Origin of the sequence: Paenibacillus sp. 2TAF8, from assembly GCF_052114825.1 — a bacterium.
In the GTDB taxonomy this organism is placed as follows: domain Bacteria; phylum Bacillota; class Bacilli; order Paenibacillales; family Paenibacillaceae; genus Paenibacillus.
Map to the genome: position 1 here is coordinate 116814 of NZ_JBFRFN010000016.1, position 25970 is coordinate 142783.

The 25970-nt window shown below is 46.6% G+C and carries 28 protein-coding genes and 1 rRNA gene; 26 read left to right on the forward strand and 3 right to left on the reverse strand.

Features of this window, described 5'->3' with window-relative positions; translation table 11 throughout:
* Positions 1–89: 89 nt before the first annotated feature.
* Both AB4Z30_RS21625 and AB4Z30_RS21630 read left to right on the forward strand, forming a co-directional pair.
* Positions 90–1094, forward strand: a complete 1005-nt coding sequence (locus tag AB4Z30_RS21625) for an asparaginase (RefSeq protein WP_441929519.1) — start codon at positions 90–92, stop codon at positions 1092–1094.
* A gap of 150 nt (positions 1095–1244) precedes the next feature.
* Positions 1245–1982: a pirin family protein gene (locus tag AB4Z30_RS21630; protein ID WP_441929520.1), complete on the forward strand. Its 738-nt coding sequence runs from the start codon at positions 1245–1247 to the stop codon at positions 1980–1982.
* Between the two features lie 164 nt (positions 1983–2146).
* Here the strand turns inward: AB4Z30_RS21630 and AB4Z30_RS21635 are convergent, their stop codons facing one another.
* The gene (locus tag AB4Z30_RS21635) at positions 2147–2368 is read right to left on the reverse strand and encodes a DUF1128 domain-containing protein (RefSeq protein WP_441929521.1); all 222 of its coding nucleotides are present in this window, start codon (positions 2366–2368) and stop codon (positions 2147–2149) included.
* A 212-nt stretch (positions 2369–2580) separates the two neighbouring features.
* On the opposite strand from AB4Z30_RS21635, the gene yyaC reads away from it, so the two are divergent.
* From yyaC to AB4Z30_RS21660, 5 genes are all read left to right on the forward strand, one after another.
* On the forward strand, positions 2581–3138 hold the full coding sequence (gene yyaC / locus AB4Z30_RS21640; RefSeq protein ID WP_441929522.1) for a spore protease YyaC: 558 nt from the start codon (positions 2581–2583) through the stop codon (positions 3136–3138).
* Between the two features lie 60 nt (positions 3139–3198).
* Positions 3199–3990: an alpha/beta fold hydrolase gene (locus tag AB4Z30_RS21645; protein WP_434749428.1), complete on the forward strand. Its 792-nt coding sequence runs from the start codon at positions 3199–3201 to the stop codon at positions 3988–3990.
* Positions 3991–4281: 291 nt separating this feature from the next.
* A complete protein-coding gene (locus AB4Z30_RS21650) occupies positions 4282–5001 on the forward strand; it encodes a DUF6483 family protein (RefSeq protein WP_441929523.1) in 720 nt (239 codons plus the stop codon).
* A 174-nt stretch (positions 5002–5175) separates the two neighbouring features.
* Positions 5176–6417, forward strand: coding sequence for a class I SAM-dependent methyltransferase (locus AB4Z30_RS21655; RefSeq protein WP_441929524.1), 1242 nt, complete (start codon positions 5176–5178; stop codon positions 6415–6417).
* Between the two features lie 951 nt (positions 6418–7368).
* Complete coding sequence (locus AB4Z30_RS21660) at positions 7369–9381, forward strand: O-antigen ligase family protein (protein ID WP_441929525.1); 2013 nt, start codon at positions 7369–7371, stop codon at positions 9379–9381.
* Between the two features lie 166 nt (positions 9382–9547).
* Here the strand turns inward: AB4Z30_RS21660 and AB4Z30_RS21665 are convergent, their stop codons facing one another.
* Entirely contained in the window at positions 9548–9895 is a 348-nt protein-coding gene (locus AB4Z30_RS21665) for a dehydrogenase (protein ID WP_441929526.1), read from the reverse strand.
* Positions 9896–10055: 160 nt separating this feature from the next.
* Between AB4Z30_RS21665 and AB4Z30_RS21670 the strand changes: the two genes are divergently transcribed.
* From AB4Z30_RS21670 to AB4Z30_RS21750, 17 genes are all read left to right on the forward strand, one after another.
* Entirely contained in the window at positions 10056–10673 is a 618-nt protein-coding gene (locus tag AB4Z30_RS21670; protein WP_441929527.1) for a DedA family protein, read from the forward strand.
* Complete coding sequence (locus AB4Z30_RS21675) at positions 10673–11242, forward strand: thioredoxin family protein (RefSeq protein ID WP_441929528.1); 570 nt, start codon at positions 10673–10675, stop codon at positions 11240–11242. The genes AB4Z30_RS21670 and AB4Z30_RS21675 overlap by 1 nt, the downstream gene beginning before the upstream one ends.
* Before the next feature lie 5 nt (positions 11243–11247).
* Complete coding sequence (locus AB4Z30_RS21680; RefSeq protein ID WP_441929529.1) at positions 11248–11880, forward strand: MBL fold metallo-hydrolase; 633 nt, start codon at positions 11248–11250, stop codon at positions 11878–11880.
* A 346-nt stretch (positions 11881–12226) separates the two neighbouring features.
* On the forward strand, positions 12227–12604 hold the full coding sequence (locus AB4Z30_RS21685) for a hypothetical protein (protein ID WP_441929530.1): 378 nt from the start codon (positions 12227–12229) through the stop codon (positions 12602–12604).
* Between the two features lie 136 nt (positions 12605–12740).
* On the forward strand, positions 12741–13268 hold the full coding sequence (gene sigY, locus AB4Z30_RS21690; RefSeq protein ID WP_441929549.1) for an RNA polymerase sigma factor SigY: 528 nt from the start codon (positions 12741–12743) through the stop codon (positions 13266–13268).
* 1 nt (position 13269) lies between these two features.
* On the forward strand, positions 13270–13608 hold the full coding sequence (locus tag AB4Z30_RS21695; protein WP_441929531.1) for a YxlC family protein: 339 nt from the start codon (positions 13270–13272) through the stop codon (positions 13606–13608).
* Positions 13601–13825 carry a sigmaY antisigma factor component gene (locus AB4Z30_RS21700; RefSeq protein ID WP_441929532.1) on the forward strand — a complete coding sequence of 75 codons (225 nt, stop codon included), beginning with the start codon at positions 13601–13603 and terminating at the stop codon, positions 13823–13825. The genes AB4Z30_RS21695 and AB4Z30_RS21700 overlap by 8 nt, the downstream gene beginning before the upstream one ends.
* A 161-nt stretch (positions 13826–13986) precedes the next feature.
* Positions 13987–14370 carry an ATPase gene (locus AB4Z30_RS21705; RefSeq protein ID WP_441929533.1) on the forward strand — a complete coding sequence of 128 codons (384 nt, stop codon included), beginning with the start codon at positions 13987–13989 and terminating at the stop codon, positions 14368–14370.
* Between the two features lie 173 nt (positions 14371–14543).
* Positions 14544–14831, forward strand: coding sequence for an Asp-tRNA(Asn)/Glu-tRNA(Gln) amidotransferase subunit GatC (gene gatC, locus AB4Z30_RS21710; RefSeq protein WP_090924504.1), 288 nt, complete (start codon positions 14544–14546; stop codon positions 14829–14831).
* A 27-nt stretch (positions 14832–14858) separates the two neighbouring features.
* Complete coding sequence (gene gatA, locus AB4Z30_RS21715) at positions 14859–16316, forward strand: Asp-tRNA(Asn)/Glu-tRNA(Gln) amidotransferase subunit GatA (RefSeq protein WP_441929534.1); 1458 nt, start codon at positions 14859–14861, stop codon at positions 16314–16316.
* 26 nt (positions 16317–16342) lie between these two features.
* Positions 16343–17782, forward strand: coding sequence for an Asp-tRNA(Asn)/Glu-tRNA(Gln) amidotransferase subunit GatB (gene gatB, locus AB4Z30_RS21720; RefSeq protein ID WP_251511861.1), 1440 nt, complete (start codon positions 16343–16345; stop codon positions 17780–17782).
* Between the two features lie 131 nt (positions 17783–17913).
* Complete coding sequence (locus AB4Z30_RS21725; protein ID WP_441929535.1) at positions 17914–18381, forward strand: GNAT family N-acetyltransferase; 468 nt, start codon at positions 17914–17916, stop codon at positions 18379–18381.
* A 33-nt stretch (positions 18382–18414) separates the two neighbouring features.
* Positions 18415–19125: an MgtC/SapB family protein gene (locus AB4Z30_RS21730; protein WP_090924508.1), complete on the forward strand. Its 711-nt coding sequence runs from the start codon at positions 18415–18417 to the stop codon at positions 19123–19125.
* Between the two features lie 151 nt (positions 19126–19276).
* Positions 19277–19879: a hypothetical protein gene (locus AB4Z30_RS21735; protein ID WP_441929536.1), complete on the forward strand. Its 603-nt coding sequence runs from the start codon at positions 19277–19279 to the stop codon at positions 19877–19879.
* A gap of 31 nt (positions 19880–19910) precedes the next feature.
* Positions 19911–21332, forward strand: a complete 1422-nt coding sequence (locus tag AB4Z30_RS21740) for a DUF4097 family beta strand repeat-containing protein (RefSeq protein WP_441929537.1) — start codon at positions 19911–19913, stop codon at positions 21330–21332.
* A gap of 159 nt (positions 21333–21491) precedes the next feature.
* Positions 21492–21917 carry a peroxide-responsive transcriptional repressor PerR gene (gene perR / locus AB4Z30_RS21745; RefSeq protein ID WP_441929538.1) on the forward strand — a complete coding sequence of 142 codons (426 nt, stop codon included), beginning with the start codon at positions 21492–21494 and terminating at the stop codon, positions 21915–21917.
* Between the two features lie 147 nt (positions 21918–22064).
* The gene (locus AB4Z30_RS21750; protein WP_441929539.1) at positions 22065–23795 is read left to right on the forward strand and encodes a glycosyl hydrolase family 18 protein; all 1731 of its coding nucleotides are present in this window, start codon (positions 22065–22067) and stop codon (positions 23793–23795) included.
* 129 nt (positions 23796–23924) lie between these two features.
* Here the strand turns inward: AB4Z30_RS21750 and AB4Z30_RS21755 are convergent, their stop codons facing one another.
* Positions 23925–24302, reverse strand: coding sequence for a DUF2614 family zinc ribbon-containing protein (locus tag AB4Z30_RS21755; protein ID WP_441929540.1), 378 nt, complete (start codon positions 24300–24302; stop codon positions 23925–23927).
* A 132-nt stretch (positions 24303–24434) separates the two neighbouring features.
* Between AB4Z30_RS21755 and AB4Z30_RS21760 the strand changes: the two genes are divergently transcribed.
* Positions 24435–25313 (forward strand): nucleotidyltransferase-like protein, encoded by an 879-nt coding sequence (locus AB4Z30_RS21760; protein ID WP_441929542.1) that lies wholly within the window; start codon positions 24435–24437, stop codon positions 25311–25313.
* Between the two features lie 506 nt (positions 25314–25819).
* Positions 25820–25970 (forward strand): 16S ribosomal RNA (locus AB4Z30_RS21765); the annotation flags it as partial.

The following is a 25970-nucleotide window of genomic DNA, read 5'->3' on the forward strand; positions in this document are numbered from 1 at the left end:
AGGATATCCCATGCAGCGCCGTGAAGCAAAGCAGAGATAAACTGGATTTTATCAATATGAAATTGGCAATATGAAGGAGAGAAACTCGCGTGGATAGTGCTTTGTTAGTTAAAGAATACCGTGCAGGCGTGATGGAATGCGCCCACTACGGACACATATGTATTACAGATGAGCATGGGCAGGTTGCATATTCAGTCGGTAATCCTCATTTCAGAGCGTTTACACGTTCGTCTGCCAAACCATTTCAGGCGATCCCTGGAATTCGGGCGGGAATGGATCACCACTATAACCTTGAGGCCCATGAGATTGCCATCATGGCTTCATCACATCGCTCAGAACCGGAACATATTCAGGTGTTGGAACATTTAGCTCGTAAAATTGGACTTGGTGAGGAATGTTTGGTCTGTGCGCCAAGCTACCCGCTTAATGAGGAAAGTCGCAATAACTGGTTGCGCGAACAAGGAGAGAAACGCAGAATACTGCATAACTGTTCGGGTAAACATCTGGGGATATTAGGTTACAGCCAGATGAAAAAGCTTGATTTGGACACCTATGCCGAGCCAGGACATCCAGTGCAACGGGAAATCCTTGAAACATTGGCCGGTCTTGCTGGTATTAAAGAAAATGAAATTCAACTCGGGACGGATGGCTGCGGCTTTCCGGTATTTTCATTGCCGCTGTCCGCGCTCTCCAATGCGTATCTTAAGCTGGCTTGTCCTGACCTCATTGAAGATGAGTCCACACGCATCGCTGTGAAGACAATTACTTCTGCCATGAATCAGCACCCTCTTATGGTCGGTGGCACGAATCGGGTGGATTCGGTGTTGCTGGAGGACGATAATATTGTTGCCAAGGGTGGATTCAAGGGTGTATTTGGTTTCGCGCTGAAAAAAGAGAGACTTGGTATCACCTTCAAAGTGCTGGATGGCTCTGAGGAAGAATGGGCTTCCATTGCACAATCAATATTGAAGCAATTGAACTATTCCAATCCCAAAACCATTGCCCGCCTGGCAGAAGTATTTCCTGCAGACATTCGTAATGATGCAGGAACTTTAGTAGGTCGGATGGATAGTGAATTTGTGCTCCACTCATAAAAAGATAGCGTATAACCTTTGGAAGGAGCTTGATTAGAATGACCGGGCCCCGGGTAAAGATCACATACCAACTGGTATTGACCTATACAATTCTAAACACGCATGGATCACTGCGATAAGGCAGTTCCAATCCTCTGGAGGTGGATGAATATGATTAAAGTAGTGACATCGGAAGAAAGGCACACGTCGGATCGAGGTTGGATACACAGCGAATTTAGCTTTTCCTTTGCAGATTATGAGGATCCAAGCAATGCCCATTTTGGTTGTCTGTTAGCTCATAATGACAACATACTGATGCCGCAGGAAGGCTTTAAGAAACATCCACATCATGATCTCGAAATTGTCAGTTATGTGATATCAGGTACGCTTAAGCATACAGACAGTATGGGTACAGAACAGCTGCTGGAAGCGGGGACAGTTCAGGTGATGAGTGCAGGTACAGGTGTAGAGCACTCTGAAACCAATCCGGCCACGGATGAACCGGTACGTTTCCTGCAGATGTGGTTTCTGCCTTCCCAGCGAATGTTGAAACCGTCTTATGCATATCGCAAAATAGAAGAATCCGCACAGCTGAACCGTCTTTGTCCGATAGTGTCAGGTATGTCAGATCAACCGGATGAACGCTTGGAAGAGGATTCTCTCCGCATTGCTCAGGACGTCACCTGTTATCTATCTAAGCTGGAGTCAGGCAAAAAATTGATGTATCCGCAACATGAAGATCGGCGGACACATTTGTTCCTCATTAACGGGCATCTTGAAATCCAGTGTTCCGATGGTAATTTTAATCTCAAGCCCGGAGATGCGGCTCGAATTCACAAAAGCTGTGATCTTCAGATGACAAGTGCAGGCAGCGAGCCTGCCGAGTTTGTTCTTGTTGATTTACCTTGACCTTGATATATTCGCACATTGGATCAACAAGGTTGGATTAAGCAAGCGCATAGACTATAAAAAATCAAAAGGACTTGTCCTGCATCAGTGTTCTGATGTAAGACAGGTCCTTTTCTATTGCTGCAATACTGTCAGGTGTGAAGGCAGAGACAAAAGGGTGTAGCTTATTTGCGAAGTTTACCGAGTTCCGAAGCAACAGCCTCCACCTCGGAGATGCTTAGATGCTCTTTTCCGATAACCATCTCATACAAATCTTGCAGATCCTCATATTTCTCAAGCGGAAATGCTGAACCTTGCATAGCGGCACCACTGGCCATCCGCAGCTTGGTCTTGATGGCTTCGATCATATATTCCATATTTTCTACTGTTGCTTGTGTTAAATCCATCGTTAACTTCATCCTTTCCATCTACGGGGATGGTTTGCTCATTTTCCATCTCGGAAACTCTTGTTATTGTAGCATGAGTGGAAGGGCACAAGCCAATGATTTTGCGGGGGAACGGAGCATCGGTTACAATGTGAGAATAGAACGAAATGACTGGAAGACAAGATTGCACTGGAGTTGTCAGTCAGATCAGAGTCAGCAGGAGGGAATCAAGCTTGGCCTTATATAAACGTGAACTTGTCAGGCAACAGAATCGAGAAATACGTAAAGGAGTGCCTGGAGACCAGCTTGTCCTTTTTTTCAAGGATATCTCCCAGCTTCACAATCTGGATGAAATTACGTTTCTCTGTATCGGTACAGATCGTTCCACCGGGGATGCACTTGGACCACTGACGGGTACACTGCTGGAGGAATGCGGTATACCTCATGTGATTGGCACGCTGGCTGCTCCTTGTGATGCAGATACACTGGAAAAGCGGTTGGCACAGATACCGGCACACCATACCGTAATTGCAATTGATGCATGTTTAGGCCCAAAAGATGCTGCCGGGACATACTATGTTTCAGGAACGCCTCTTTATCCTGCCCAATCCGTTGGCGGCAAGTTGCCACCTGTTGGAGAATACAGTGTAGCCGCAGTAGTGAATGCTAACGGTCCGAGACCGTATTCTATTCTGCAGATGACTTCACTTCACTTTGTTATAGGCATGTCTCAAACGATTGCCAACGCGGTAACAGAGGCCTGGATTGCACGAGAAACGTTTCATTCATGAGATGAATGCTTAATAATATACAACCTGAAATATTACATTCGCGCAGAGAGAGGGATTAATATGGAAAAAGTGATGTGTGATGGAACGACGATTTGTTATGCTGAGCAGGGTAAGGGAGAAGCACTAGTGCTGCTTCACGGATACTGCGGCAGTTCATCCTATTGGGATGAGGTGTTGCCGGAGCTGGCACGCAGCTATCGTTGTATCGTACCTGATCTGCGTGGGCACGGCAAAACGGATGCACCGGTTGGCAGTTACACGATTGAACAGATGGGCAATGATGTGCTGCAGCTGATGGATGAAATAGGTGTGGAAAAAGCGGTCATTCTGGGACATTCCATGGGCGGATATATTGCGCTTTCAATTGCACAGCATCACCCGGAGCGTCTGAATGCGTTTGGTCTGATCCATTCAACAGCGTTCCCCGACGGTGAAGAGGCGAAGGAGAAACGTTTGCGCGCAGTATCCACGATTCAGAGCGAAGGCATTGTGAATTTTGTGGACGGGCTGGTTCCTGGTCTGTTTGCACCGGAAAATGTGGAGTCGTTGTCGACACATGTGAATCGTGTGAAGGAAATTGGTTACCAGACTGCCCCTCAAGGTGCAGTTGGTGCAGCACTGGCTATGCGTGAACGCCCGGATCGCCGTGATGTGTTATCGGCTACACCACTTCCTGTACTGCTTGTGGCAGGGGAAAAGGATGGTCTGATTCCGCCAGAACGCACCTTTACGAGCGATAAGCCTCATATTGTTCAAGCTACGATTGCAGGTGCAGGACATATGAGCATGTATGAAGCACCAGAAGAATTGATTCAGGTGATTAAACAGTTTATGGCCGGTTTGTCTGACTAACTGTGAAGTCATTCAACTCAATGAAGTGGAATGGAAATAGATAAACGTAAAGGTCTGTCTGGAGAAGTGAGAAAGTTTACGATGAAACGTACTCAATCATTGTAAGTATACCAAGCCCCTGTGTGTCCCATGTATTGGACAAGCAGGGGCTTGGTTTTGTTTGCTTACAGAACTCAGGAAGTAGGAGGGAGCTGGATTTTCGCTTTTTTTCACTGCATGAATTAAAATACATCATATAGATGCACGTTAGAAATATGCGATAAATGATCGAGGATATAAGGGGGCAAACCGATGTTCAGGAAGGATTACCTGCTCCGCATGATGGAGGAAATGACCGAGGCAATTGGCAAGGCTTTTACGCTTAGACAGCAACGAAAACATACGGAGGCCTTGTCTGAACTGGATGAGCTGATGCGTAGGCAATTCGGCATGAACCTCAATTTGCTAAACTCCCTGCCCGCAGAGGATGTCATCGAAATGTTCCGGTTTCGTGGCGTCATTGAAGTGGATAATCTGCAGCAGGCGGCTAGACTTATCGAGGAGGAGGCGTATATTTATCAGGAGAAAGGCAGAGTCGAGGGCATTGATGATCAGGAGAAAATGGATGCAGAGGATGCGGCGCTTGTTCGTTTAATGCGAGCGTTACATTTTTATCTGTATGCATTAAATCATGGTGCTAATCTCGAATTGCTGCAAATGCCCGAACGTGTCGATGGAATTTTGGAGCAAATTCAGGAATATGAGCTTCCTGCCCGCACGGAAAAGCAGCTTGCGCTGTACCGGGAACAACAAGGACGTTACGATGCAGCCGAGAATGGGTGGTACAGATTGCTGCATCTTGGTGCGGAGTATCCGGTACAGTATGAGGAGGATGCAAAAGCATTTTATCAGAGGCTAACGGAACTTGCCGATGAGCAACTGGAGCGGGGTGGCTTGCCACGAGATGAGGTCAAAGAAGGGCTGGCACAGATTAAAGAGCTGGAGGCCAAACGTCAGCAGGCGAATGGCTAAGAACGTGAAAATAGATAATTCAACGTACGACTGAATATGTAAAAGAAGAATAACCGAACGGATAGCCCGACTTATAAAATATTTGATGACTGAACCTTTGGAGAGTAGCTCTTACTTGGAGAGGGAACAGAATTATGGTATGGTAACGGTTGACCAAACCAAACCGAAAGTGAGATGTACCCCGTGGATTCGTTGCGAAAGCTTATACAAGATATTTTTGAACAGAACTCGCTGATTACGGCGACCTGGAGTCAGCTGCGCAGACGGGACAATGTCTCGTTTACCAAAGTGCAGGTGAAGCCGGTTACGCTGAAGAATCAGCTCCATTACCAGTTTGCTTTTCATTATGCCAATAAAGTGCTGCATGAAAATTTGACTCCTGCTGGAGCGTTGGAACGTATGACTCTGTTGTGTGAAGAGACGTTCCGTCAGGGATTGATTTGTACGGCAGATGCGGATTATCAAATTTTGATCAGCAAAAAATATAAAGTATCGATTCTGACCAAATCTCCATCCAAATCAGCGGTGGATCTGAATCATAATCGCAAAAAGCAATATGTGTTGGAAGAAGGAGTGCCGGTTTCCTTCCTCGTCGAGCTTGGCATTATGAACGAGGAAGGACGTGTGCTTGCACGCAAATACGATAAGTTCAGGCAAATCAACCGTTTCCTTGAGATGGTGCAGGATGTGATCCTCCATCTACCGGAAGGACGTCCGCTGACAATTGTGGATTTTGGCTGCGGTAAGTCCTATCTGACCTTTGCCTTGTATCATTATTTGTCTGTACAGCAGCGGCGTTCGCTCAACATCATCGGTCTGGATTTAAAGGCAGACGTCATTGAACACTGCAATGATCTGGCAAGACGTTTGCATTACGGTGACCTGAAATTCCTCGTTGGTGACATTGCGGACTATGATGAACTGAACGAAGTGGACATGGTGGTAACTCTCCATGCTTGTGATACGGCTACAGATGCGGCACTGGAGAAAGCTGTCCGTTGGGGAGCATCCGTCATTCTGTCGGTTCCTTGCTGTCAGCATGAGTTGTATGATCAGGTCGAATCTTCAGTGATGAATCCACTTCTGTCCCATGGCATTCTGAAGGAGCGTTTCTCCGCACTGGCAACAGATGCGATTCGCGCCAAGCTGCTCGATATTATGGGATATAAGACACAGTTGCTCGAATTCATCGATCTGGAGAATACACCGAAAAACATTTTGATACGTGCCGTCCGTGGTCAGGCTGGGCAAGTGAAGGACATGTGGAGTGAATACACTGCATTCCGTGATTTTATTCATGCGGATCCATATCTGGAGCGTGCTTGTGCAGATCTGCTGCCGGTTGAAGGAAACATCACTGGCGGAAAAGTGGACAGGGAAAATTTAGAGCGGTCTGCGAAATGTAATCTTCATTGATCATTTCTAGAATTGTGATTCATGATTAAAGGTTGATCGAGATCGGAGAGCTAGAGTGAGATGCTCACATCTTCCTACATGAGTGGTCTGCATCATTGAGGAAATGGACATACTGATGCAAGGGTCGCTTTATCCGATGTGTGAGACGAATGTGTGAGATGAAGAATTCAAATGATAAATGAATGATGGCGGATGAAAAAAGCGAGATAGTTCATCTAATAAAAATGTGAGATTGTGCTTTTGATGGATAAGGATGATATGTGCATTGAAAGTTATTGATGCAGGGCTGTAGATCATGAACTGATCTGACGGCTAGGCTTGAAATGAGGTAGAAGGACCCGAGATCGGGAGCCTTCTGCCTTTTTTTATTTTTAATAGGGAAAAGAAAAGAAGGTGTGGAACGAAGTGGAGGATAGAGAACCGGATATGAATCGAACTACATGGGCGGGTGGGAGTAAACTTTCGAAAGAGCGGTGCTATTACCAAGATGAATGCAATACATATAACGATATAGCTAGTCCTTCCCGTACATCTATCTTTGAGCATGAGTCGTCCGCTTCGAGTTGTGACACCGGTAGAGAAGAAAAGGGAAATGGGAAGAGTTTTAGTGAGCCAAAATGGACTACCGTTCTGGGTTCAAGCATGGTGGCTATATTAGTGACCGGATGTTTGCGCAGAGGCTTGTTTAATTCGGTTGATATCTATCCAGTTATTTTAATGACTGGAGCTATTGCGTTGATCTCTCTTGTGATGTACGTCGGAGTAATGCTAGGGAGGACACGTGATGGCTTGGTTTCTGTGAGGCCAGGATCAGCTCGGCTGGGAGTGATGAACTTTGCGCTTGCAGGGTTCCCTTTGGCAGTGATGTTATGTTATACCGTACATGCTTGGGCAGGCTCAGTGAGTACGCAAGGTAGCATCTATGAAATGCTTCGTTGGAGTCTGCTTGCGATGTTTGCTTTGCTTGCTGCTCTGCTGGCAGCGAGCAAGGGGGGTGTGCACTGGCTTGCCCTTGGCTGGAAGTTGGCAGGCGGCATACTTGTGCTAAGCGGCATCTTCGCCGTATGCGGTGTGCTGCCGCTGCCTTTCGGGGTCATGCGTACAGCTGACCCCGAGATCAGCTCCGCCGGTGCCCGGCTCGGCGGATTGCTGCAGTACCCCAATGCGTACGGTGCCGTCGTCGGCATGTACGCATTGGAGCGGCTGACGGCCGCCGCGGGGGTGCTGGCTGGGCGAGTCGTCCCGGCACGCCGGCTCTTCGCGGCGGTGTTGCCGCTCATGCCCGCGCAAGCCGCGCTCCTGCTGAGCGAGTCGCGCGGCGCCTGGCTAGCGGCCTGCTGTGCCGTGGCCGCCGCCGTGGCACAGCAGCGGCGCGGTGCCCGCCTGCCGCTGCTGCTGGCCTTGGCCGCGCCCCTGGCGTGCGCGGCCTGGCTGTACCGCCAGCTGGCTGCTGCCCAGCTGGCGCCTGCGCCCGTGCCCGGCCTGCTGGCACTGGCCGGGGCATGGGCAGCTGCGCTGCTCGGCACGCTGCTGCTGTGCCGTCTCTGGCACAGCGGCAGCGTGGCCGGGCGCACCGCTGCCTTGGCGGCCACGGTGCTGGCGTGCATCGCCGCCGCACTGATGGCCGCAGCCTCCACCGCCGAACGTTTCGCGGCGGGGGTCGGCACAGGGGCATCCCGCCTGCAGATGTGGCGGGATGCCCTGCGGTTATGGACCGAGGCCGCATGGCTCGGCCACGGCGGAGAGACATGGCGCACGATGTTCCGCGCCATCCAGTCCTCGCCGTATGTCGGCGGCGAGGTTCACAGCGGGCTGCTCGATCTGGCCCTGGATACGGGGCTGCTCGGCATCGCGCTGATTGCAGGGTGGATGCTCTTCACCCTGCGTAGCATTCGCCGCTTCGCACCGCGGCTACTACCGCCTGTGCTTGTCTTCGTCCTGCATGGAATCGTGGACTTCGACTGGAGTTATGCGCTAAGCTGGATGCTCTTCATTTGGCTCACAGCATGGGCACTTGCGCGGAGGACAGAAGCAGAGACACCCTCACGGCAACAGTCTACGCATCGCAGTATTTCGAATGTATTTCTTGATCCAGACCAATTCGGAAAATCTGCTTATATGATTAAGAAGAAGGCTTATGATGCTCAAACTGCGATCAGGCCGCGCCAATCTCAGCATTACTGGCACCATCTCGTTATACCAGCAATTTATTCAAGACTGCTGCATGTCTGTACTTGCGTCCATACCTACATCAGTATCTACATTTGCCGCTATATTTGTACTTACATTTTGATCTGCATCCGTGCCTGTAATTGCACTTACATCCGTATACGTATGCCGGTTCATATCAAACGATATACAGTTGCGATTTTACTTGCATGCTGGCTTGGGGTAACCCTTGGGAACACTGCACGTTACGCATGGGCGGATATGCTATATCGTCACGCGCTGACTAAACAGATGGACACGACAGCTACTGTCCAGTATCTTCGATCAGCATATCGCTTGAATCCAACTCGGCCTGAACTGGCAATTTCACTTGCGCGTACGCTGCCTCAAACGGAAGCCACCTCCATTTTACGGAACAGTTTGTCCCATTCGCCGAAAGATCCCGATCTTTATTTGCAGCTTGGGCGATTGGCGTCACAATCAGGTGAAGGGGAGCAAGCGGGACAGTATTTCATCACAGCCATCGCCTTAAATCGTTACGATAATGAAACCCAAAGAACGGCACTGTACAGGATGGAACGGCTGGCCATGCGTGAAATTTCAAGAGGTCATGTCTTGCAGGCCCAAAAAGCTGCGTTTATAGGCATACAAATACATGAACGTTACAGAGAGCTGGCAGCACAGGTCAATGCAGAGTATATGCGTAACGACCGTCGTTTCGTGTTGCATGACTCGGCTTCATTGACGGTTGAAAACTTGCGCAGAATTGCTGCGAATCAGCAAACCTTGAAATAGACAATTCATGTGACAGCAACTTTGCATATGTATGTGTCAGTCCAAACCGACTTTTCTTCCTTACCCTACTGTTTCAGGGTAGATGAAAGCTTTGGTTAATGCTGCCCTTCTCAGAGAGACTTAAACAGGCGGGCGAGAATGCTTTCGCCTGCCTGTTTAAACTTTTCTACAGACGGTAGCCGCCAAAAGCATGTTTAAATGCTTCTTTCAGCGGTTCAACCTCAACGTCCCAGAGCGCAGCAATATCTGCACTGACTTCGGTATGCCACCATTCGCACAGTTTTTTGCGGTCATTGCGGTTTTCTCCAATCCAGAGTAGGTTTGCAATAACTTTGGCGTAGTATGTTTCCTCGGCCTGCTTCATTTGTTCCGGAGAGATATACAATTTTAACCTCTTGGCCGTCCGGTATAATTCCTTGCTGCAGGCACGGCGAATGCCTCGGGCAGAGGGCAGATTTTGGCCGGATTGCTTATGTTTGACCAGGGGAGACCCAGGCGCAGATTTAAATGACACGATTCCACACTCCTCTCTCCATACCATATGCGGAGCAGGGGCAGCGGGACACTGTCTTGATCCGTCAAGTAGCCACGTTCAGATGCCTGTGATAAAATAAGGACGAACATCCATGGTGCTTCAGGGCACCGCCATTTCAGGGAAAAGAAAGAGGGTTGAGATGGACGTTATTCATAACATTGTCAGCCAATTATTCGACTGGATTCAAAGTCTGGGATACTTCGGCATCATGCTCGGATTAATGATGGAGATTATTCCAAGTGAAATTGTGTTGGCATATGGCGGTTTTCTCGTTTCTCAGCATAACATTAACTTCTTCGGTGCGATGATTTTTGGCACAGTGGGCGGGGTGCTCGCTCAACTGTTTATTTACTGGATTGGTCGTTATGGCGGCAGACCTGTACTTGAACGCTACGGTAAATACATATTGATCCAGAAAAAACACATTGATCATTCCGAAGAGTGGTTCCGCAAGTATGGTACAGGTGTTATTTTCACAGCAAGGTTTGTTCCGGTCGTAAGACATGCAATTTCGATTCCGGCCGGTATCACGAAAATGCATACAGGCAAATTCATTCTGCTAACCACACTCGCTGTTATACCTTGGACTGCATTGTTTATATATTTAGGGATGATTCTTGGAGATCAGTGGAAGCATGTAGATGAGAAAGCGGCACCATTTATTACGCCAATCTTGCTTGTCGCGCTTGCTCTTATGATTGTTTATGTTGTTATCAAATGGATGAATGTACGTAAAAAGAGAGGAAGTGTGAAGTAATGTCCAAACCTAACTTGTCTCACAAATTCGGTAAAGGCTTGCCGCCGAAGGAATTTATCGCAAGCATGACTAAAAATCAAAGTGAATTTCAAGCAAACTATGATAGCTTTGTCTGGGCAAACGAAGAAGATCGTGAATTTTTTGAAAGTCTGAACTATCGTGACGACCTTCGTGTGCTGATCCTAGCAGCGGATTGGTGTGGTGATGTAGTTCGTAATATTCCAGTCGTGTTTCAGGCGCTGGAAATTTCCGGCATCCCGACTGAAGTCCTGATTATGGAAAACCATCCAGAAGTGATGGATGAGTTTCTGACGATGGGTGGTCGGTCTGTGCCTATCGTGATCGTAGCGGATACTGGCGGACATGTGCTTGGTCAATGGGGGCCGCGCCCGCAACATGTACAAGAGGTGATGGTGGAATTCAAACGACTGAATCCTGACCGTGAGGCTGCAGACTACCAAGACAACATGGCCGAAGCGCGCAAAGAGATCTTGAAACGTTATGGGGAAGGAACGGAGTCCCATGCAGTGATCATTCGTGAGCTGCGTGAACTGATTTCGGGTTTTTAATTCATATGCTTAACATTCGTACATTTACGCTCGGGCCGTTGCAAACTAATGCCTACCTGTTACAGGGAGAGGACCCGGGTAAAGCTGTTATTGTTGACCCAGGCATGAATCCTGGCCCGTTACTCAAGGCTATTCAGGATCTGGAGATTGAAGCGATTCTTCTGACCCATGCTCATTTCGATCATATCGGCGGTGTGGAGGAGATTCGTAAGCTGAAGGACTGTCCCGTCTACTTGCATGATCTGGAAAGTGACTGGCTGACTACGGCCAAACTGAACGGGTCGTTGAATTGGCCGCAAGTCACACCACCGATCACGGCGAATCCGGCAGAGTTTGCCTTGGATGAAGGTCAGAAGCTGCAATTGATTGGTCACACGTTTCAGGTATACCATACGCCAGGACATTCTCCAGGTAGTGTCAGTCTCCTTTGTGAAAATGATCTATTTGCTGGAGATGTGTTGTTCCGCATGGGTGTGGGCAGAACGGACCTGACAGGTGGTCGTGAACGCGATCTGGTGGACTCCATTCAGAATAAGTTGTATCGCTTTCCTGATGAGGTTAAGGTATATCCGGGACATGGCCCCAAAACAACGATAGGTTATGAGAAACAGAATAATCCTTACGTTCCTGCCAGATAATTCGACAGAATATATGAATTAAGTCTGGACAAGTGACAGCTTTACCATTAGAATAACAATTAGTTGTTACAAGCGTTAAGGCATTACTTAACTAAAGCGTTGAATAGAACTACCCTAACTCGCGAAGCACGCAGACTGTGGTTTATACCCGGTTTGCGTTCTTTTTTTGTTTTCAGCCCTTTTTGGCTGGATTAGAGGGAAATAAAGAATGAGTAGAAGCAGTAGAGAAAGAACAGATTAATCAAGCTTGATAATAGAAATTAAAGGCTAATGATTGTAAGTTACCTAAGTTAAACACTACAGATGATCGATTGGTTTTTAATAAGCGAGGGTGAGGGAGGATAATGTGGAGAAAATAAATATGTTTCAGTCGAAGCAATCGCCAGAGTATACATATCCTGATGAGCAACGATCCGAATTAAATTCCGTTATGTATTCCGTTATTAAGGAAGCAACTCTTCATAAAGCTTACATACCTAATGCCAGTTTTAGTCATATCTATAGTAACAAACAATCCCGCTTGAATTTAGGCCATGCTGATTTTGATAAAGCAATTTTACAAAATAACCATATAAACCGTTCGAAGCCGAATCACTCAAAAACAGACATGAAGAAACAAGATCTCAGGCAGCGGCAAAATATATGGAACAGCCGTGTGTTAAGAAACGGTGCACATGAGCAACGGTGGTTCGACAAACTGCAAGAATACCGAAATGGAGTCTGATTGCCCGGGAAATTGTCGGTTTGTTTTGTTTTATTAAGATGAATGAATGGATGAAATTAATTATTTTGTGTTGAACGTTTGGATGGAGTCTATCGTATTACCTTTAGATTGATACAGAAAGCGGGTGATCATCATGATGAGAACAGCTGAATTGGAGGAAGTGCGCAGAGCGGCGGAGGGCGATGACAGCGCACTTGCAGCTCTATTACAACGCCATTACTCGTTTGTATATAAATATCTGATGAAAGTTACGATGGATCCTAACCTTGCAGAAGAGATTGTACAGGACACCATGGTTCGATGTATGGAAAATATAAGGCGTTACAATGGTACATCAGCATTTTCATCATGGATGATTACCATTGCAACCCGAATCTACATTGACAGAACAAGGCGTAAGAAGAGGGAGCGGAACTGGCTTGAATTGATTCGCCATCAGGCCATCCGTCGTTTTCGCTGGCAACTCGAAAGTCGAAACGAGGAATGGACAGACGTCATGGACGCGATGACGAGGCTAACCCCTGAGCATCGCATTACTGTGCTACTGAAACATTATTATGGTTATAGTTACGATGAGATTGGCGATATGTTGGGCATACCTGCCGGAACAGCAAAGTCTCGGACAGCTTATGGTCTCCGTCAATTAAGAAAGGAGCTGGAATAACATGAGCAGATCGAATGAGTCACAGGACGAAGAAATCGTACAGCGATTACAGGATTCTATGAAAGCACTGGATGATGTCTGTGAACCTGCTGATATTCCATCCTTGGCAACACTCGAATCCCGTGTAAGGGAACAAAGGCGTATTACGCGCAGGGCCAATCTGGTTGAGATCATCTGCTTCTGGTTCGTTGCACTGATGATAATTACACTGGGGACGTTGTTATTTGTTTCTTCTCCTGCCGTGTACTTGGGTATACAAGTTCTGGGTACTGTCATTGCTGTCATTGTAGCTGCATTATGGTTGGTCCGGCACCGGAAGGAGACGATGAATCATGAATAGATTGCATTATTCATTAGAAGAGATTCCTCCGGTTCTGCTTGTGTTTCTTGCGCTCCTGCTATTGTTTCAAGGAACATGGATTTTTCTGGACGCACGCAAACGAGGCCGTTTTCCTTGGTTATGGGGATTGTGGGGCATTACCAGTGTTCCTGGGCCTCTGATCATTTACTGGCTGATTGTGATCCGCACAGACCGCAAACGGCATAACAGGAATTAAACATAATAGAGATATGAGAATGATTCGATATGACTTAGGAGAATTTCCAAAAAGATTTTGCACAAATATGTTGTTTGAATCTAGTATTCCTAGACATCGTTATTCTTTTCTAGTAGACTATACAAATAAATAATAATGATAGACTACCAGGAGGTTAGACGATGCTGCGATTAGGAGAGAAGGTTGTCATCGTCGCGGATTCGTTTGAGCAAAATCTTCCTGTGGGGGAATATGGATACATCATCGCTTATGACCGGAATCCGGACAATGCGTTCGATTAYGTGCTTCGAGTGCCGCTGGTTAATCGGAACTTTTTTGTTCCATCCGGCGACATCGATCTGGAAGAGGTTCTGCTGAAGCAGGAAGCTGAGCGGGTCGAGCGAGAAGCGTTGATAGATTACGCCCTTGCGACACATAATGAGAAGCTGTTTCATCATCTGATGAACGGTGAACCTCTAGTTGTGGAAGAGGAAGAAGAAACCGCGAATGATGTGATGTCCCAGGCGGATTTTATAAAGCAGGTTAATCTGCGTGCATGGATTTAAGGATTAGAATTTCAGGAGTCGGCTGATGCCGGCTCCTTTTTTGCATTTGCATTGAATTGTCGAACTATCTCACCTATAATTAGAAAAGTTATCTTGGGACTTTAGCCCGTTAAACGAACGCTTCGTTTGCAGGTTTGTCTCAGGCACAGAACGATTGAAGGAGGCATCCGGTAATGAGTATTTCGAATAATGACGTTCAGCATGTGGCCAAGCTGGCCCGTCTTAATCTGACTGCTGAAGAAGAACAGACGCTGACAGGTCAACTGAACGCGATCTTAAAATATGCAGAGAAGCTGAATGAGCTGGACACGGACAATATTGAGCCAACAACTCACGTTCTGCATGTCAGCAACGTGATGCGTGAGGATGAAACCAAGGAAAGCCTGTCCATAGAACAGGTGATGCACAACGCACCAGATGAAGAAGACGGGCAGTTTAAAGTGCCTGCTGTGATGGAATAACGGATAATTGGAAGGAGGATAAGCACTGTGAGTTTATTTGAACAATCGTTGCCTGAGTTACATAACAAGCTGCACGCCAAAGAACTATCGGTCAGTGATCTGGTGGATCAGGCGTTTCAGAATATCGGCGCGCATGATGACAAAGTGAAGGCTTATTTGACACTGGACGAGGAGAACGCACGCGCACGCGCTCGTCAGCTGGATGACCGACTTGTCAGTGGTGAAGAGAAAGGTTTGCTGTTTGGCTTACCGGTAGGTATCAAAGATAACATCGTGACGAATGGACTGCGTACGACTTGCGGAAGCCAGTTCCTTCGCAATTTCGACCCGGTGTATGATGCAACGGTTGTCGAGAAGCTCAAAGCAGCGGATACCGTAACCTTGGGTAAATTGAATATGGATGAATTCGCCATGGGCGGTTCCAACGAGAATTCCAGCTTCTCACCTGTGCATAATCCATGGGCACTTGATCGTGTTCCAGGTGGTTCCTCAGGTGGTTCTGCTGCGGCGGTTGCTGCGGGAGAAGCGTACTTCACCCTTGGATCAGACACGGGCGGCTCTATTCGTCAGCCTGCTTCCTATTGCGGAATTGTTGGTTTAAAGCCTACTTACGGACTGGTTTCCCGTTTTGGCTTGGTGGCCTTTGCGTCATCTCTCGACCAAATCGGACCTTTGACCAAAAATGTAGAAGATTCTGCTTATGTGTTGCAAGCCATTGCCGGTTATGATGCCAAAGATTCGACATCTGCCAAGGTGGATATCCCGGATTACTTGAGCGGACTGACTGGGGATGTCAAAGGATTGCGCATTGCCGTACCGAAGGAATATATAGGTGAAGGCGTTGACCCGCAAGTTAAAGAGAAAGTTCTTGCCGCACTGAACGTGCTGGAGGGACTTGGAGCGACATGGGAAGAGGTATCCTTGCCGCATACCGAATATGCAGTAGCTACTTATTACCTGCTTGCTTCTTCTGAAGCTTCTTCCAACTTGGCTCGTTTTGACGGTGTACGTTACGGTGTACGTGCGGACAATCCGGAGAATTTGCTGGATCTGTATCACCAGTCCAGAAGTCAGGGTTTTGGTCCAGAAGTAAAACGGCGTATTATGCTCGGAACCTATGCACTCAGCTCCGGTTACTATGATGCGTATTATTTGAAAGCTCAGAAAGTGCGCACATTGATCAAACAGGACTTTGATGATGTTTTTGCCAAGTATGACGTGATTATTGGACCTACTGCACCTACAACGGCATTTAAGATGGGGTCTCAGGTAGACAATCCGCTTACGATGTATCTGAATGACATTCTGACCATTCCAGTCAGCTTGGCGGGTGTACCTGCGGTCAGCATTCCTTGCGGATTCGCAGACGGTCTGCCTGTTGGTTTGCAGATTATCGGTAAAGCTTTCGATGAAACAACCGTACTGCGCGTAGCGCATGCGTATGAACAAAATACAGCATTCCACAAGCAGCGTCCGCAGCTGTAGACTGCCCGGAACGGAGGTAATTAGAAATGTCCGCATCTAAATATGAAACGGTCGTTGGACTTGAAGTCCACGTGGAGTTGCATACCAACTCCAAAATTTTCTGTGGTTGCTCCACTGCTTTTGGAGCTCCGCCTAATACACACACCTGTCCGGTCTGTCTCGGACACCCGGGCGTATTGCCTGTGCTGAACCGCCAGGCCGTTGACTATGCGATGAAGGCTGCAATGGCTCTCAACTGCACAATCGCCGATGTCAGCAAGTTTGACCGTAAAAACTACTTCTACCCGGATTCACCTAAAGCATATCAGATTTCACAATTTGATCAGCCGATTGGTGAGAATGGCTGGATTGATATCGAAGTCAATGGAGAAACCAAAAGAATTGGTATCACACGTTTGCATCTGGAAGAGGATGCAGGAAAGCTCACACACGTAGATGGTGGTTATGCCTCCCTTGTAGACTTTAACCGTGTCGGAACTCCGCTCGTGGAGATTGTATCCGAGCCGGAAATTTCTTCTCCGGAAGAAGCGCGTGCGTATTTGGAAAAACTTCGTGCAATCATGCAGTACTGTGATGTTTCTGATGTGAAGATGGAAGAGGGATCACTTCGTTGCGATGCCAACATCAGCTTGCGTCCACATGGTCAGGAGAAGCTGGGCACTCGGGCGGAACTGAAAAACATGAACTCCTTCCGTGGTGTACAGCGCGGTCTGGAATATGAACAATATCGTCAGGCCGAAATTCTCGATGACGGCGGAGAAGTTGTTCAAGAGACACGCCGCTGGGATGAGGCTCAGGGCAAAACCTTGTCGATGCGTGGCAAAGAGCAAGCGCATGACTATCGTTATTTCCCAGACCCGGATCTGGTAAAACTGCATATTGATGCCGAATGGAAGGAACGCATCAGAGCTTCGATTCCTGAACTGCCGGATCAGCGTAAAGCTCGGTACACTGAAGATTATAGCCTGCCGAGTTATGATGCAGAGGTTATCACCTCATCCAAAGCCATTGCAGATCTGTTTGAAGACAGTCTGAAATATACCCAGGATGCCAAATCGGTTTCCAACTGGATTATGGGTGACTTGCTCGGGTATCTCAACACCAATAATCTTGAGGTAACGCAAGTTCCGCTGACAGGTCAAGGACTCGGTGAGATGATCGGATTGCTGGAGAAAGGCACCATCAACAGCAAAATCGCAAAAACCGTATTTAAGGAAATGCTGGAGAGCGGCAAACTTCCACAACAGATCGTAGAAGAAAAAGGACTTGTGCAAATCAGTGACGAAGGAGCGATCCTCGCCATTGTGGAGCAGGTCGTTGCGAACAATCCGCAATCTGTCGAAGATTACAAAGCTGGTAAACAGAAGGCCATCGGTTTCCTCGTAGGTCAGGTTATGAAAGAAAGTAAAGGCAAAGCAAATCCAGCCCTTGCCAACCAACTGCTCGCAGATGTATTGAACCGCTAATCCTTCCAGTGAGGTCGGACAGAAAGAGGCTCGTCCCTGTGACAGCCTCTTTTTTGTTATAAGGAATTCTGACGTGCCGTGTTATTTCGGTTTAACGGTTTATGAAGTCTGATACGGAGGGTTGCTTAACGATGAGAATTCAAACATTGTCACTGCGTGATGAAGATATGTTGGCCCAATTGTGGAGACTGCAACATATGGCTTACCGATTGGAAGCAAAGATTATCGGATTTCAAGACATTCCGCCTTTGCTTGATACGATGGAAACATTACAGAACTGCGGGGAAACATTTTACGGATATGTTGATGAGAAGGACGGAGAGCTACTTGGTGCAGTGGCTGTGATGGAAGAAGAATGGGACACACTAACCATCACACGTATGATGGTGCATCCGAACCACTTTCGCAAAGGGATTGCTGCCTCATTAATGAAACATGTTTTTGAACTACATCCCGATCTGCCTCGCTACATCGTTTCTACAGGAACGCTAAATACAGCTGCAGTGAATCTATATATGAAGTTTGGGTTTAAGCCAGTGGATGCTGCAGAGATCGCACCTGGAGTGGAATTAACAACATTTCATAAGAATAAGCTTTAAGCATGTGAACAACTTAGAGGGGGAACTAGAACGTTGAGCAATCCTTGGTTTATTGATGAATGGCATATTTTGCTTCGTTTATTGCTGGCTATGCTGCTTGGTGGACTTGTCGGTCTGGAACGTGAGCGTTCCAATCATGCTGCCGGACTACGAACTCATATTTTGGTATGTCTCGGATCGGCGCTGATTATGATGCTGTCTATTTATGGTTTTAAAGATTTTGCACATGAATTAAACGTGCGGATCGATCCTGCGCGTCTCGCTACAGCAGTAATTACCGGTGTCGGTTTCTTAGGCGCAGGTACGATTCTTTTCACAGGAAAGTCCATTACGGGACTTACAACCGCGGCGTCGATCTGGGTGGTTGCTGCGATAGGTCTTGCCTCAGGGGCTGGATTCTTTTTTGCCTCCATCGTATCCACTGTGCTGGTTCTCTTAAATCTTTGGGTTTTTAACAAATTAGAGCTGAGGTATTTGCGCGGCAATAAACTGCATGTTATTACCCTCCATACCTTGTCCGAGCCAGGGACATTAGAGAAGGTCTCGTCTTTTATGGAACAGGAAAAGATTAGAGTTCGTAAAATTACCGTGAATGAACCAGATTTGGCTTTTGCAGAAGTCGTATCTGTTGAGCGAAAAATAGAAATTGTACTACATGTTCAAGTGCCGCATGACTTTAAAACGATACAGATTGTCTCCAAGTTAAGACAGTGGGAACACATGACGAAAGTGTCTATTGAATAAAAGTAAATCTCAACCCTCTGAGTCCATGAATGGCGGAGGGTTTTTACCGATATCCATTTTTATTCCAGTTACTCTTCTGGCACTTTAGGGTACTATCTAACCAAATGCATAATGAGAGGTAACGGTCATTTTTAGGAGAAAGGAGCATGTTATGAAGAAGGGGAAGGGCCATAAGGATCATGCAAGAACGGGAAAAACTAGAAAACCCAAGAAGGTACGTAATAAAACACATAAGTTTATTGCCGGGCTATTAAGTGCCATTATACCGGGTTTGGGACATATCTATTTGCGTTTGTACATGCGGGGGTTGACTTTTATTTTGCTTGTTTTGCTTGATTTGTCCGCTCTGTTATACTTTTCATCCATCGGTATACAGATCAATGTACCTTTACTGATTTTGCTGGCTCTTTGTATTCCGGTGATTTATTTCTACAACGTATATGATGTGCTGCAATCGGCTGACTGGGTTATGCTGCGCAGGCGTCGGGCTGTAACACAAGGAAATATGGACAAGTCACTAGGTAGCGAACGTTCCGAACGGGAAGGAATGATGGTGTGGGAGCGCGGCATTTCGTTTGGACTTCTGTTAATTGTGGGAGGTTCACTGATGGTGCTGTTCTTCCGGAAACCACGCTGGTTTCAAGATTTGATTGCCATGTATGGCGGTTATTCTTTTGCTATTCTGATGATTGCAGGCGGCTTGTTGCTATTCGGCCGGGAATTCTGGGTCATGCTTCGTAAGAAGAAAACATAGGAAACGGATAGGACGGAAGGAGGGGGAAAGAATGAACCGTAAAATCCGGGTTGGACGTTATACGGCGGCTGCTCTAATAGCTACTGTTGGTGTACTGCTCATTATGGATAAACAGTGGGGGACAGATTACATCTACGATTTCGTGGATTGGTGGCCATTTTTGCTTGTGGCTCTGGGTGTGGAATGGATCTTATTGTTCCTGTGGACACGCGGTAGAGTTAAACGAGATGTAGACCGTTTGTCCCCATCCGATGAGCGACAAAAAACACGTTTTAGACCGGATGCCAAGGGCATCCTGGCCTCTTTGATTTTAACCGCCTCTGTATTTATTGTGACTGAACAGGATCACTACATGCATCTGTGGAACCGAGTCAGTCTTAATCTGGGAGCAGCTTCAATGGACTATAGTCAGGCTGCCGGTTATAAGGAAGATAAGGTCACGATCGGAGTTCCTGTCCGTATGGATACTTCGGATATCGTGGTCGAGGGTGTGAACGGAGATATAACAATCCAGCGGGGAGATACGGATGAGATTAAAGTGAATACCGTTGTCTGGGTAGATCAAGCATCTGAAGTACAAGCCAAGGCGGTAGCAGCGGCTTCTTTCGTAGAAGCGGAAGGAGATAAAGTCATTCATATCAAAGCGACAGGTAAAGCATATGGTGAAAATGAAAAAATGCAGCCACGTATGAATATGACGATCACCATTCCAGATGACCGCCGTTTCAATCTGGATATCCGAACATCGAATGGTGCGATTTTGTTAAACCGTCCTGAAGCCATCAAGACCATTCTTGCCGAGACAGGCAATGGGCGAATTCGGATTACAAATGCGGTGGGCGATATCTCGGGGAAAACGTTAAACGGGGACGTCATCGTAGCTAATGCTATGGGGAACGTGGACATGGATAGCAATCGTGGCGATATGAAAGCACGCGGTGTTTCTGGGGATGTGGACTTGACCACACAAGTGGGAAATGTCAGTATCACAGACTCTTTTGGGGAGTTTACAGCCGAAACTCGGAATGGGAATATTACGCTGGATGGTGCTAATTTGGGTGTGAAAGCTCAGTCTCTCAATGGCAGTATTAACATCGTTTCGACCAAAGTCGGCGGAGATTGGGATGTATATAGTGCGGTCGGCGCTATTAACGTTATGATCCCTGAGCGGGGGGATTACAGTCTGACAGGCTCCAGTAGTTACGGCGATTTGAAGACGGATATGCCATTCAACGTCAAAAACAAAACGATTGAAGGACAGCTTGGTGAGGGAGAGTACAGGATCAAAATTGAAGGGAACAGTGATCTGACGGTAGATCGTAACCCGGAAGTCCCTATACCAGAAACTTTGTCCACCGAGTCAGATGAAACGAATGAGAATGGACAGCAGACGACGGATGAAGGCCCGAATTCCCAAGAGGATACAACCGAAGTTCCTGCATCGTCGCGTTGACAATAAACTTGCAATCGCCGTACAATAAATATACACTGGCAAGGTTACATGACGTGAGAGAGCATTTTTTTGTTGTGAACAGCCAGAAATAATACTCTGTATGAAGGGGAAGGATTCACTTTTTCCAAACAGAGATCGAAAGGTAAGGCGGTGGGCTTTATGGCAACACGTGTCCAACATGCGTTGGAGCAGCTCAAAACGACCGGTGTCCGTATTACACCCCAGCGTCATGCCATATTAAACTATTTGATGGAATCAATGGGGCATCCGACAGCCGATGAGATTTACCGGGCGCTTGAACCCCAATTTCCGAGTATGAGCGTGGCGACCGTATATAACAATCTAAAAATGTTTCTGGAAGCAGGTATGGTTCGGGAACTGACCTACGGAGATAACTCAAGCCGTTTTGATGCCAATGTAACGGATCATTATCATGTGATATGTGACCAATGTGGCAAGATTGAAGACTTCAGCTATCCGTCGTTAAAGAGTGTGGAGCTTCAGGCTGAGTCAAGCACGGGATTTGAAGTACATGGTCACCGATTGGAAGTATATGGTGTGTGCAAGAGTTGCAGGGATCATTAGAGATGATTTACAATATTAACGTGTGGAATTCAGTATGGATTCTTCACGTTTTTTATTTATAGAGGTTCTGGTAATAAACATCTTTGTCTATATATCATTTGTTTTTTTATTTTCACCATCATCTATGGAATTAACGGAGGTAGTCGTTTGGGTAGAAAAAGTAAATATACACGTCGTAAACGACGTTCATTTTGGCCGGGGTTACTTGGAGCTTGTCTGGTGGCTGGTGGTGCCTATTGGCTTATTACCAACCTGTGGCTTAACAAGGTCTATGAGGATCCGGACTGGCTCGGAAGAAACCAGCCTATTTTTGTAGACGGACAGCTTATGGATAAGGATGCTTCTGGCACAGGAGGACAGCTTAAACTGCCTGTAAAAGTGCTACAAGAAACTATTGATCCTGGAATACGTTACGAAGCTGATTCCGGAGATATTATTATAGCTTCACCGCAGCGAGTGCTTCATATGAAAGAGGACAGTACCAAGGCGGAATTGAATCATAAGAATTATCCGATGAAGGTGAAGCCGGAGGTGAAAGCGAATGAGGCGTATATTCCTCTTCAACCTCTGAAAGAGGTGTACGGACTGACCGTTCAGGAGGATTCGACGACAGGTGCTGTCATCCTGATGCGTGGCGGGGATACGATACAATATGCTGAGATTGATACCCTGTCATCCAAAGAAGATCAGACGGTTCCTCTATATAAGCGAGGAGGTGAATCATCTCCTATTCTCACAGATATGCAGCAGAACACAAGAGTGCGTGTATGGCAGACCGGAAAAGATCAGAGCTTTGTGCAGATGGATAACGGTTATGCCGGTTATGTAGATAATGATCATCTCGTTCTGGGTGAGAAAAAAATTGTGGACACACCGAAGTTTACACCCACTGCTGCGGAGAAAAAGTGGAAAAACAAACCCGTCAATCTGGTCTGGGAAGCTGTTTATAATCGGCAACCAGATGTAAACTCTATCGGAAAAATGCCTGGAGTTAACGTGGTGAGTCCAACATGGTTCCATATTACAGATGGAAATGGCTCAGTGAAAAGCAAAGGAGATCAATCTTATGTAAACTGGGCTCACCGTTCAGGGATGGAAGTATGGGGCTTGATGGATAACAGTTTTGATCCGGCTATCACCAAGGAGGCACTGTCCACCTACGCCAAGCGTACGCACATCATTGAACAAATGCTGGATTACGCCAGAACGTTCCGGCTGGACGGTATCAATATCGATTTTGAAAATGTGCACACCGAAGATGGAGTTAATGTGACACAGTTTGTACGTGAAATAAAGGCGATGGCCCGCATTCATGGACTAATGTTATCGGTGGATGTCACTCCAAAATCAAATAGTGAAATGTGGTCTGCTTTTTTAGATCGCCGTGGATTGGGAGCTTTTGCTGATTATATTGTGGTGATGGCATATGACGAGCACTGGGCTGCCAGTCCAAAAGCTGGCTCGGTAGCTTCTCTCCCATGGACTGAGTCCTCGATGCGACGCATCCTTGAGGAAGATGAGGTTCCTTCGGACAAGCTGATTATGGCCGTTCCTTTATACACACGGATTTGGACTGAACAAGCCAATGAACAGGGAGAGATTAAAGTATCCTCCAAAGCTGTAGGTATGAACACCGTACAGGAGTTAATTAAGGAGAAGAAACTTAAACCTGTTCTGGATCAGGCAAGTGGGCAGAACTATGTAGAGTATAAGGAAGATGGTGCTGTCAAAAAAATCTGGATCGAAGATGCGGTATCTTTGCAAGCACGGGTGGATCTTCTTGCTTCGCTGAAACTGGGCGGAGTAGCTGCGTGGAACAGAAGTTTTGCCAATGCGTCAGCATGGGAAACGCTTAAACAGGCTGGTTATTCTAAATAAATTATAAATAACTTAACTGAACTCATTATAATCATAGCTTTCATAATTAGAAAAAGACCCGGTAGAATTACCGGGTCTTTTTGATGTGTTGGTTTTTTTGAAAAGTCCGTCACCAACAGATACACCTCGTTACTTGGAAGATGCGGTGGGTGGAGTAGTTGGTTCCAAAGGTGGACTCATTGTGTTTGCCTTGTTTGGATCCATCGTCAGAATCGTATGACAAAACATACAGCGGTCTGTCTTACCCAGCATTTTCGTTAACTTGCCGCATTCTGGACAATCGACTTGAACAGCACTGGTTGAGAGCATACCGGCCCAGAAATAAATAATCAAACTGCCAAGCATGGCGACCAGTCCAATAACAAGACCAACAGCTGCAATGACCTTTCCAGCATGTCCCCAGAACACAATTCCGGCTGTCCCGAGTATCATTAGGCCCATTCCTAACATGGTTAACAGTAATCCCCAAGTGCGAAAAGCATTAATTTTTGCTGATTTAAAAATCATGAAAAATGCTCCTATCGTATGAGTAGTTTTGGACCCTGTAAAAGAAGGAAACGTTGTGATTCATGTAGAATTACATTATAACTGACTTGGCGCTAGTCTGCCATGAATTGTATAAATTGTATGGAGGGAATCGTGGAATTAAAGAACCTTGCTTTTTTGTCCGAGCAGTCGGAAGAGACGGGGGCAGTTGGGGCTATCGCTTATTCTCACCCGGGAGAGCGATTCCACGGCTCTCTGATTCAGGATTTCGACTTGCTGGTACTGATCGTGCACAACACAGAGCACACGATGTCAACGGTCGAACATTACAGATACGGTGATCTTCGTTATCAATTGATTTATGCGAGCCGGTCTGATTTGCAGATTACTGCGGTTACGGGAGAACATGATAATCTCATGCAATGTCTTATTGAGGGCGAGATCATCTGGGAGACGGATAATCAGATCAGTAAGTTGCGAGAAGAGTTGTCTTCATTCGGAAATGAGTTACGTGAGCAAAAACTGTTTCATGAGTTCACCAGTTTTCTGAGAATGTACGTTGAGGCCAAGCAACATATCCAGCAGGGGCATGTTGTGGATGCTTATTATAGTGCACTGGAGGCACTGGGAAACTGGGCAAGGATTGTGCTTATTGAGCAGGGTATCTACCCTGACCATGCCGTCTGGACGCATGTACAGCAATTGGATCGTGCGTTATGGAAACTATATCAGGAGTTAACAGTAAGTTCCGAGACTTTGGAACAGCGTGTGGAGCTGGTTTTGCTTGCCTGTGAGTTTTCCGTCATGTCCATAATGGGAGAGTGCTCCGAACTTTTGCTGCGTGTGATGAGAAGCCGGAAAGAGCCGTGGAGTATGAATGAACTTGTTCATCATCCTCAATTAAAATTTGTACGTAAGGACCTGCCTTTGGTTCTTCGTAAACTTGTGTTTCGTTCTATAGTAAAAGAATCAGCTGGATGGCCCTCTCTGGAAGGGGAAGGCAGAGAAATTCGATATTGGATTGAGACTTGATCTAGGTTATTAAATTGATATGTGAAATGGTATATAAAGGAGGGGAAACCTTCCTTTTTTGTTTATTTAATAATTTATAAGTTTAATGTTGACTCCGGCCGGAGGAATATGGTACATTATATTTCGTTCCCCAAATGAGTAAAACGTGAGTAAGTGGCGAATTCATTTAGAGGAAAAGTGAAGAACAATGAACTACAAAAAGAAAATAAAAAAAGTTCTTGACGAAAACAAACGAAATGTGTTACATTATTCAAGTCGCCGCCGAAACTTGGCTAGACAAAAAACAAGTAAAACAAACCGTGTTTGATCTTTGAAAACTGAACAACGAGTGAGTGAAACATTCTGCTTGCAGAATGAACGTGAAGGTTTTGGTRCATGCCATCYGGCTGTATGAAAACTGGAACACAATTGAGATTTTTAATCTCGTCAGATTCAAAATGAGCTTATCGCTCTTTTCAATACCCCGATGAGTTTGACAGCGTTTAACGACGCTGACCAATTCATCTTCATTGGAGAGTTTGATCCTGGCTCAGGACGAACGCTGGCGGCATGCCTAATACATGCAAGTCGAGCGGACTTGAAGAGAAGCTTGCTTCTCTGACGGTTAGCGGCGGACGGGTGAGTAACACGTAGGCAACCTGCCCTCAAGCTTGGGAC

Coding starts and splice junctions, on each gene's coding strand:
- AB4Z30_RS21675 (WP_441929528.1), top strand. CDS start 10,673: ATGTCCAAACCTAACTTGTCTCACAAATTCGGTAAAGGCTTGCCGCCG.
- sigY (WP_441929549.1), top strand. CDS start 12,741: ATGAGAACAGCTGAATTGGAGGAAGTGCGCAGAGCGGCGGAGGGCGAT.
- AB4Z30_RS21755 (WP_441929540.1), bottom strand. CDS start 24,302: ATGATTTTTAAATCAGCAAAAATTAATGCTTTTCGCACTTGGGGATTA.
- AB4Z30_RS21740 (WP_441929537.1), top strand. CDS start 19,911: ATGAACCGTAAAATCCGGGTTGGACGTTATACGGCGGCTGCTCTAATA.
- AB4Z30_RS21645 (WP_434749428.1), top strand. CDS start 3,199: ATGGAAAAAGTGATGTGTGATGGAACGACGATTTGTTATGCTGAGCAG.
- AB4Z30_RS21635 (WP_441929521.1), bottom strand. CDS start 2,368: ATGGATTTAACACAAGCAACAGTAGAAAATATGGAATATATGATCGAA.
- AB4Z30_RS21650 (WP_441929523.1), top strand. CDS start 4,282: ATGTTCAGGAAGGATTACCTGCTCCGCATGATGGAGGAAATGACCGAG.
- AB4Z30_RS21725 (WP_441929535.1), top strand. CDS start 17,914: ATGAGAATTCAAACATTGTCACTGCGTGATGAAGATATGTTGGCCCAA.
- AB4Z30_RS21655 (WP_441929524.1), top strand. CDS start 5,176: ATGTACCCCGTGGATTCGTTGCGAAAGCTTATACAAGATATTTTTGAA.
- AB4Z30_RS21700 (WP_441929532.1), top strand. CDS start 13,601: ATGAATAGATTGCATTATTCATTAGAAGAGATTCCTCCGGTTCTGCTT.
- AB4Z30_RS21660 (WP_441929525.1), top strand. CDS start 7,369: ATGTTTGCTTTGCTTGCTGCTCTGCTGGCAGCGAGCAAGGGGGGTGTG.
- gatB (WP_251511861.1), top strand. CDS start 16,343: ATGTCCGCATCTAAATATGAAACGGTCGTTGGACTTGAAGTCCACGTG.
- gatC (WP_090924504.1), top strand. CDS start 14,544: ATGAGTATTTCGAATAATGACGTTCAGCATGTGGCCAAGCTGGCCCGT.
- AB4Z30_RS21735 (WP_441929536.1), top strand. CDS start 19,277: ATGAAGAAGGGGAAGGGCCATAAGGATCATGCAAGAACGGGAAAAACT.
- AB4Z30_RS21630 (WP_441929520.1), top strand. CDS start 1,245: ATGATTAAAGTAGTGACATCGGAAGAAAGGCACACGTCGGATCGAGGT.
- AB4Z30_RS21670 (WP_441929527.1), top strand. CDS start 10,056: ATGGACGTTATTCATAACATTGTCAGCCAATTATTCGACTGGATTCAA.
- perR (WP_441929538.1), top strand. CDS start 21,492: ATGGCAACACGTGTCCAACATGCGTTGGAGCAGCTCAAAACGACCGGT.
- AB4Z30_RS21695 (WP_441929531.1), top strand. CDS start 13,270: ATGAGCAGATCGAATGAGTCACAGGACGAAGAAATCGTACAGCGATTA.
- AB4Z30_RS21680 (WP_441929529.1), top strand. CDS start 11,248: ATGCTTAACATTCGTACATTTACGCTCGGGCCGTTGCAAACTAATGCC.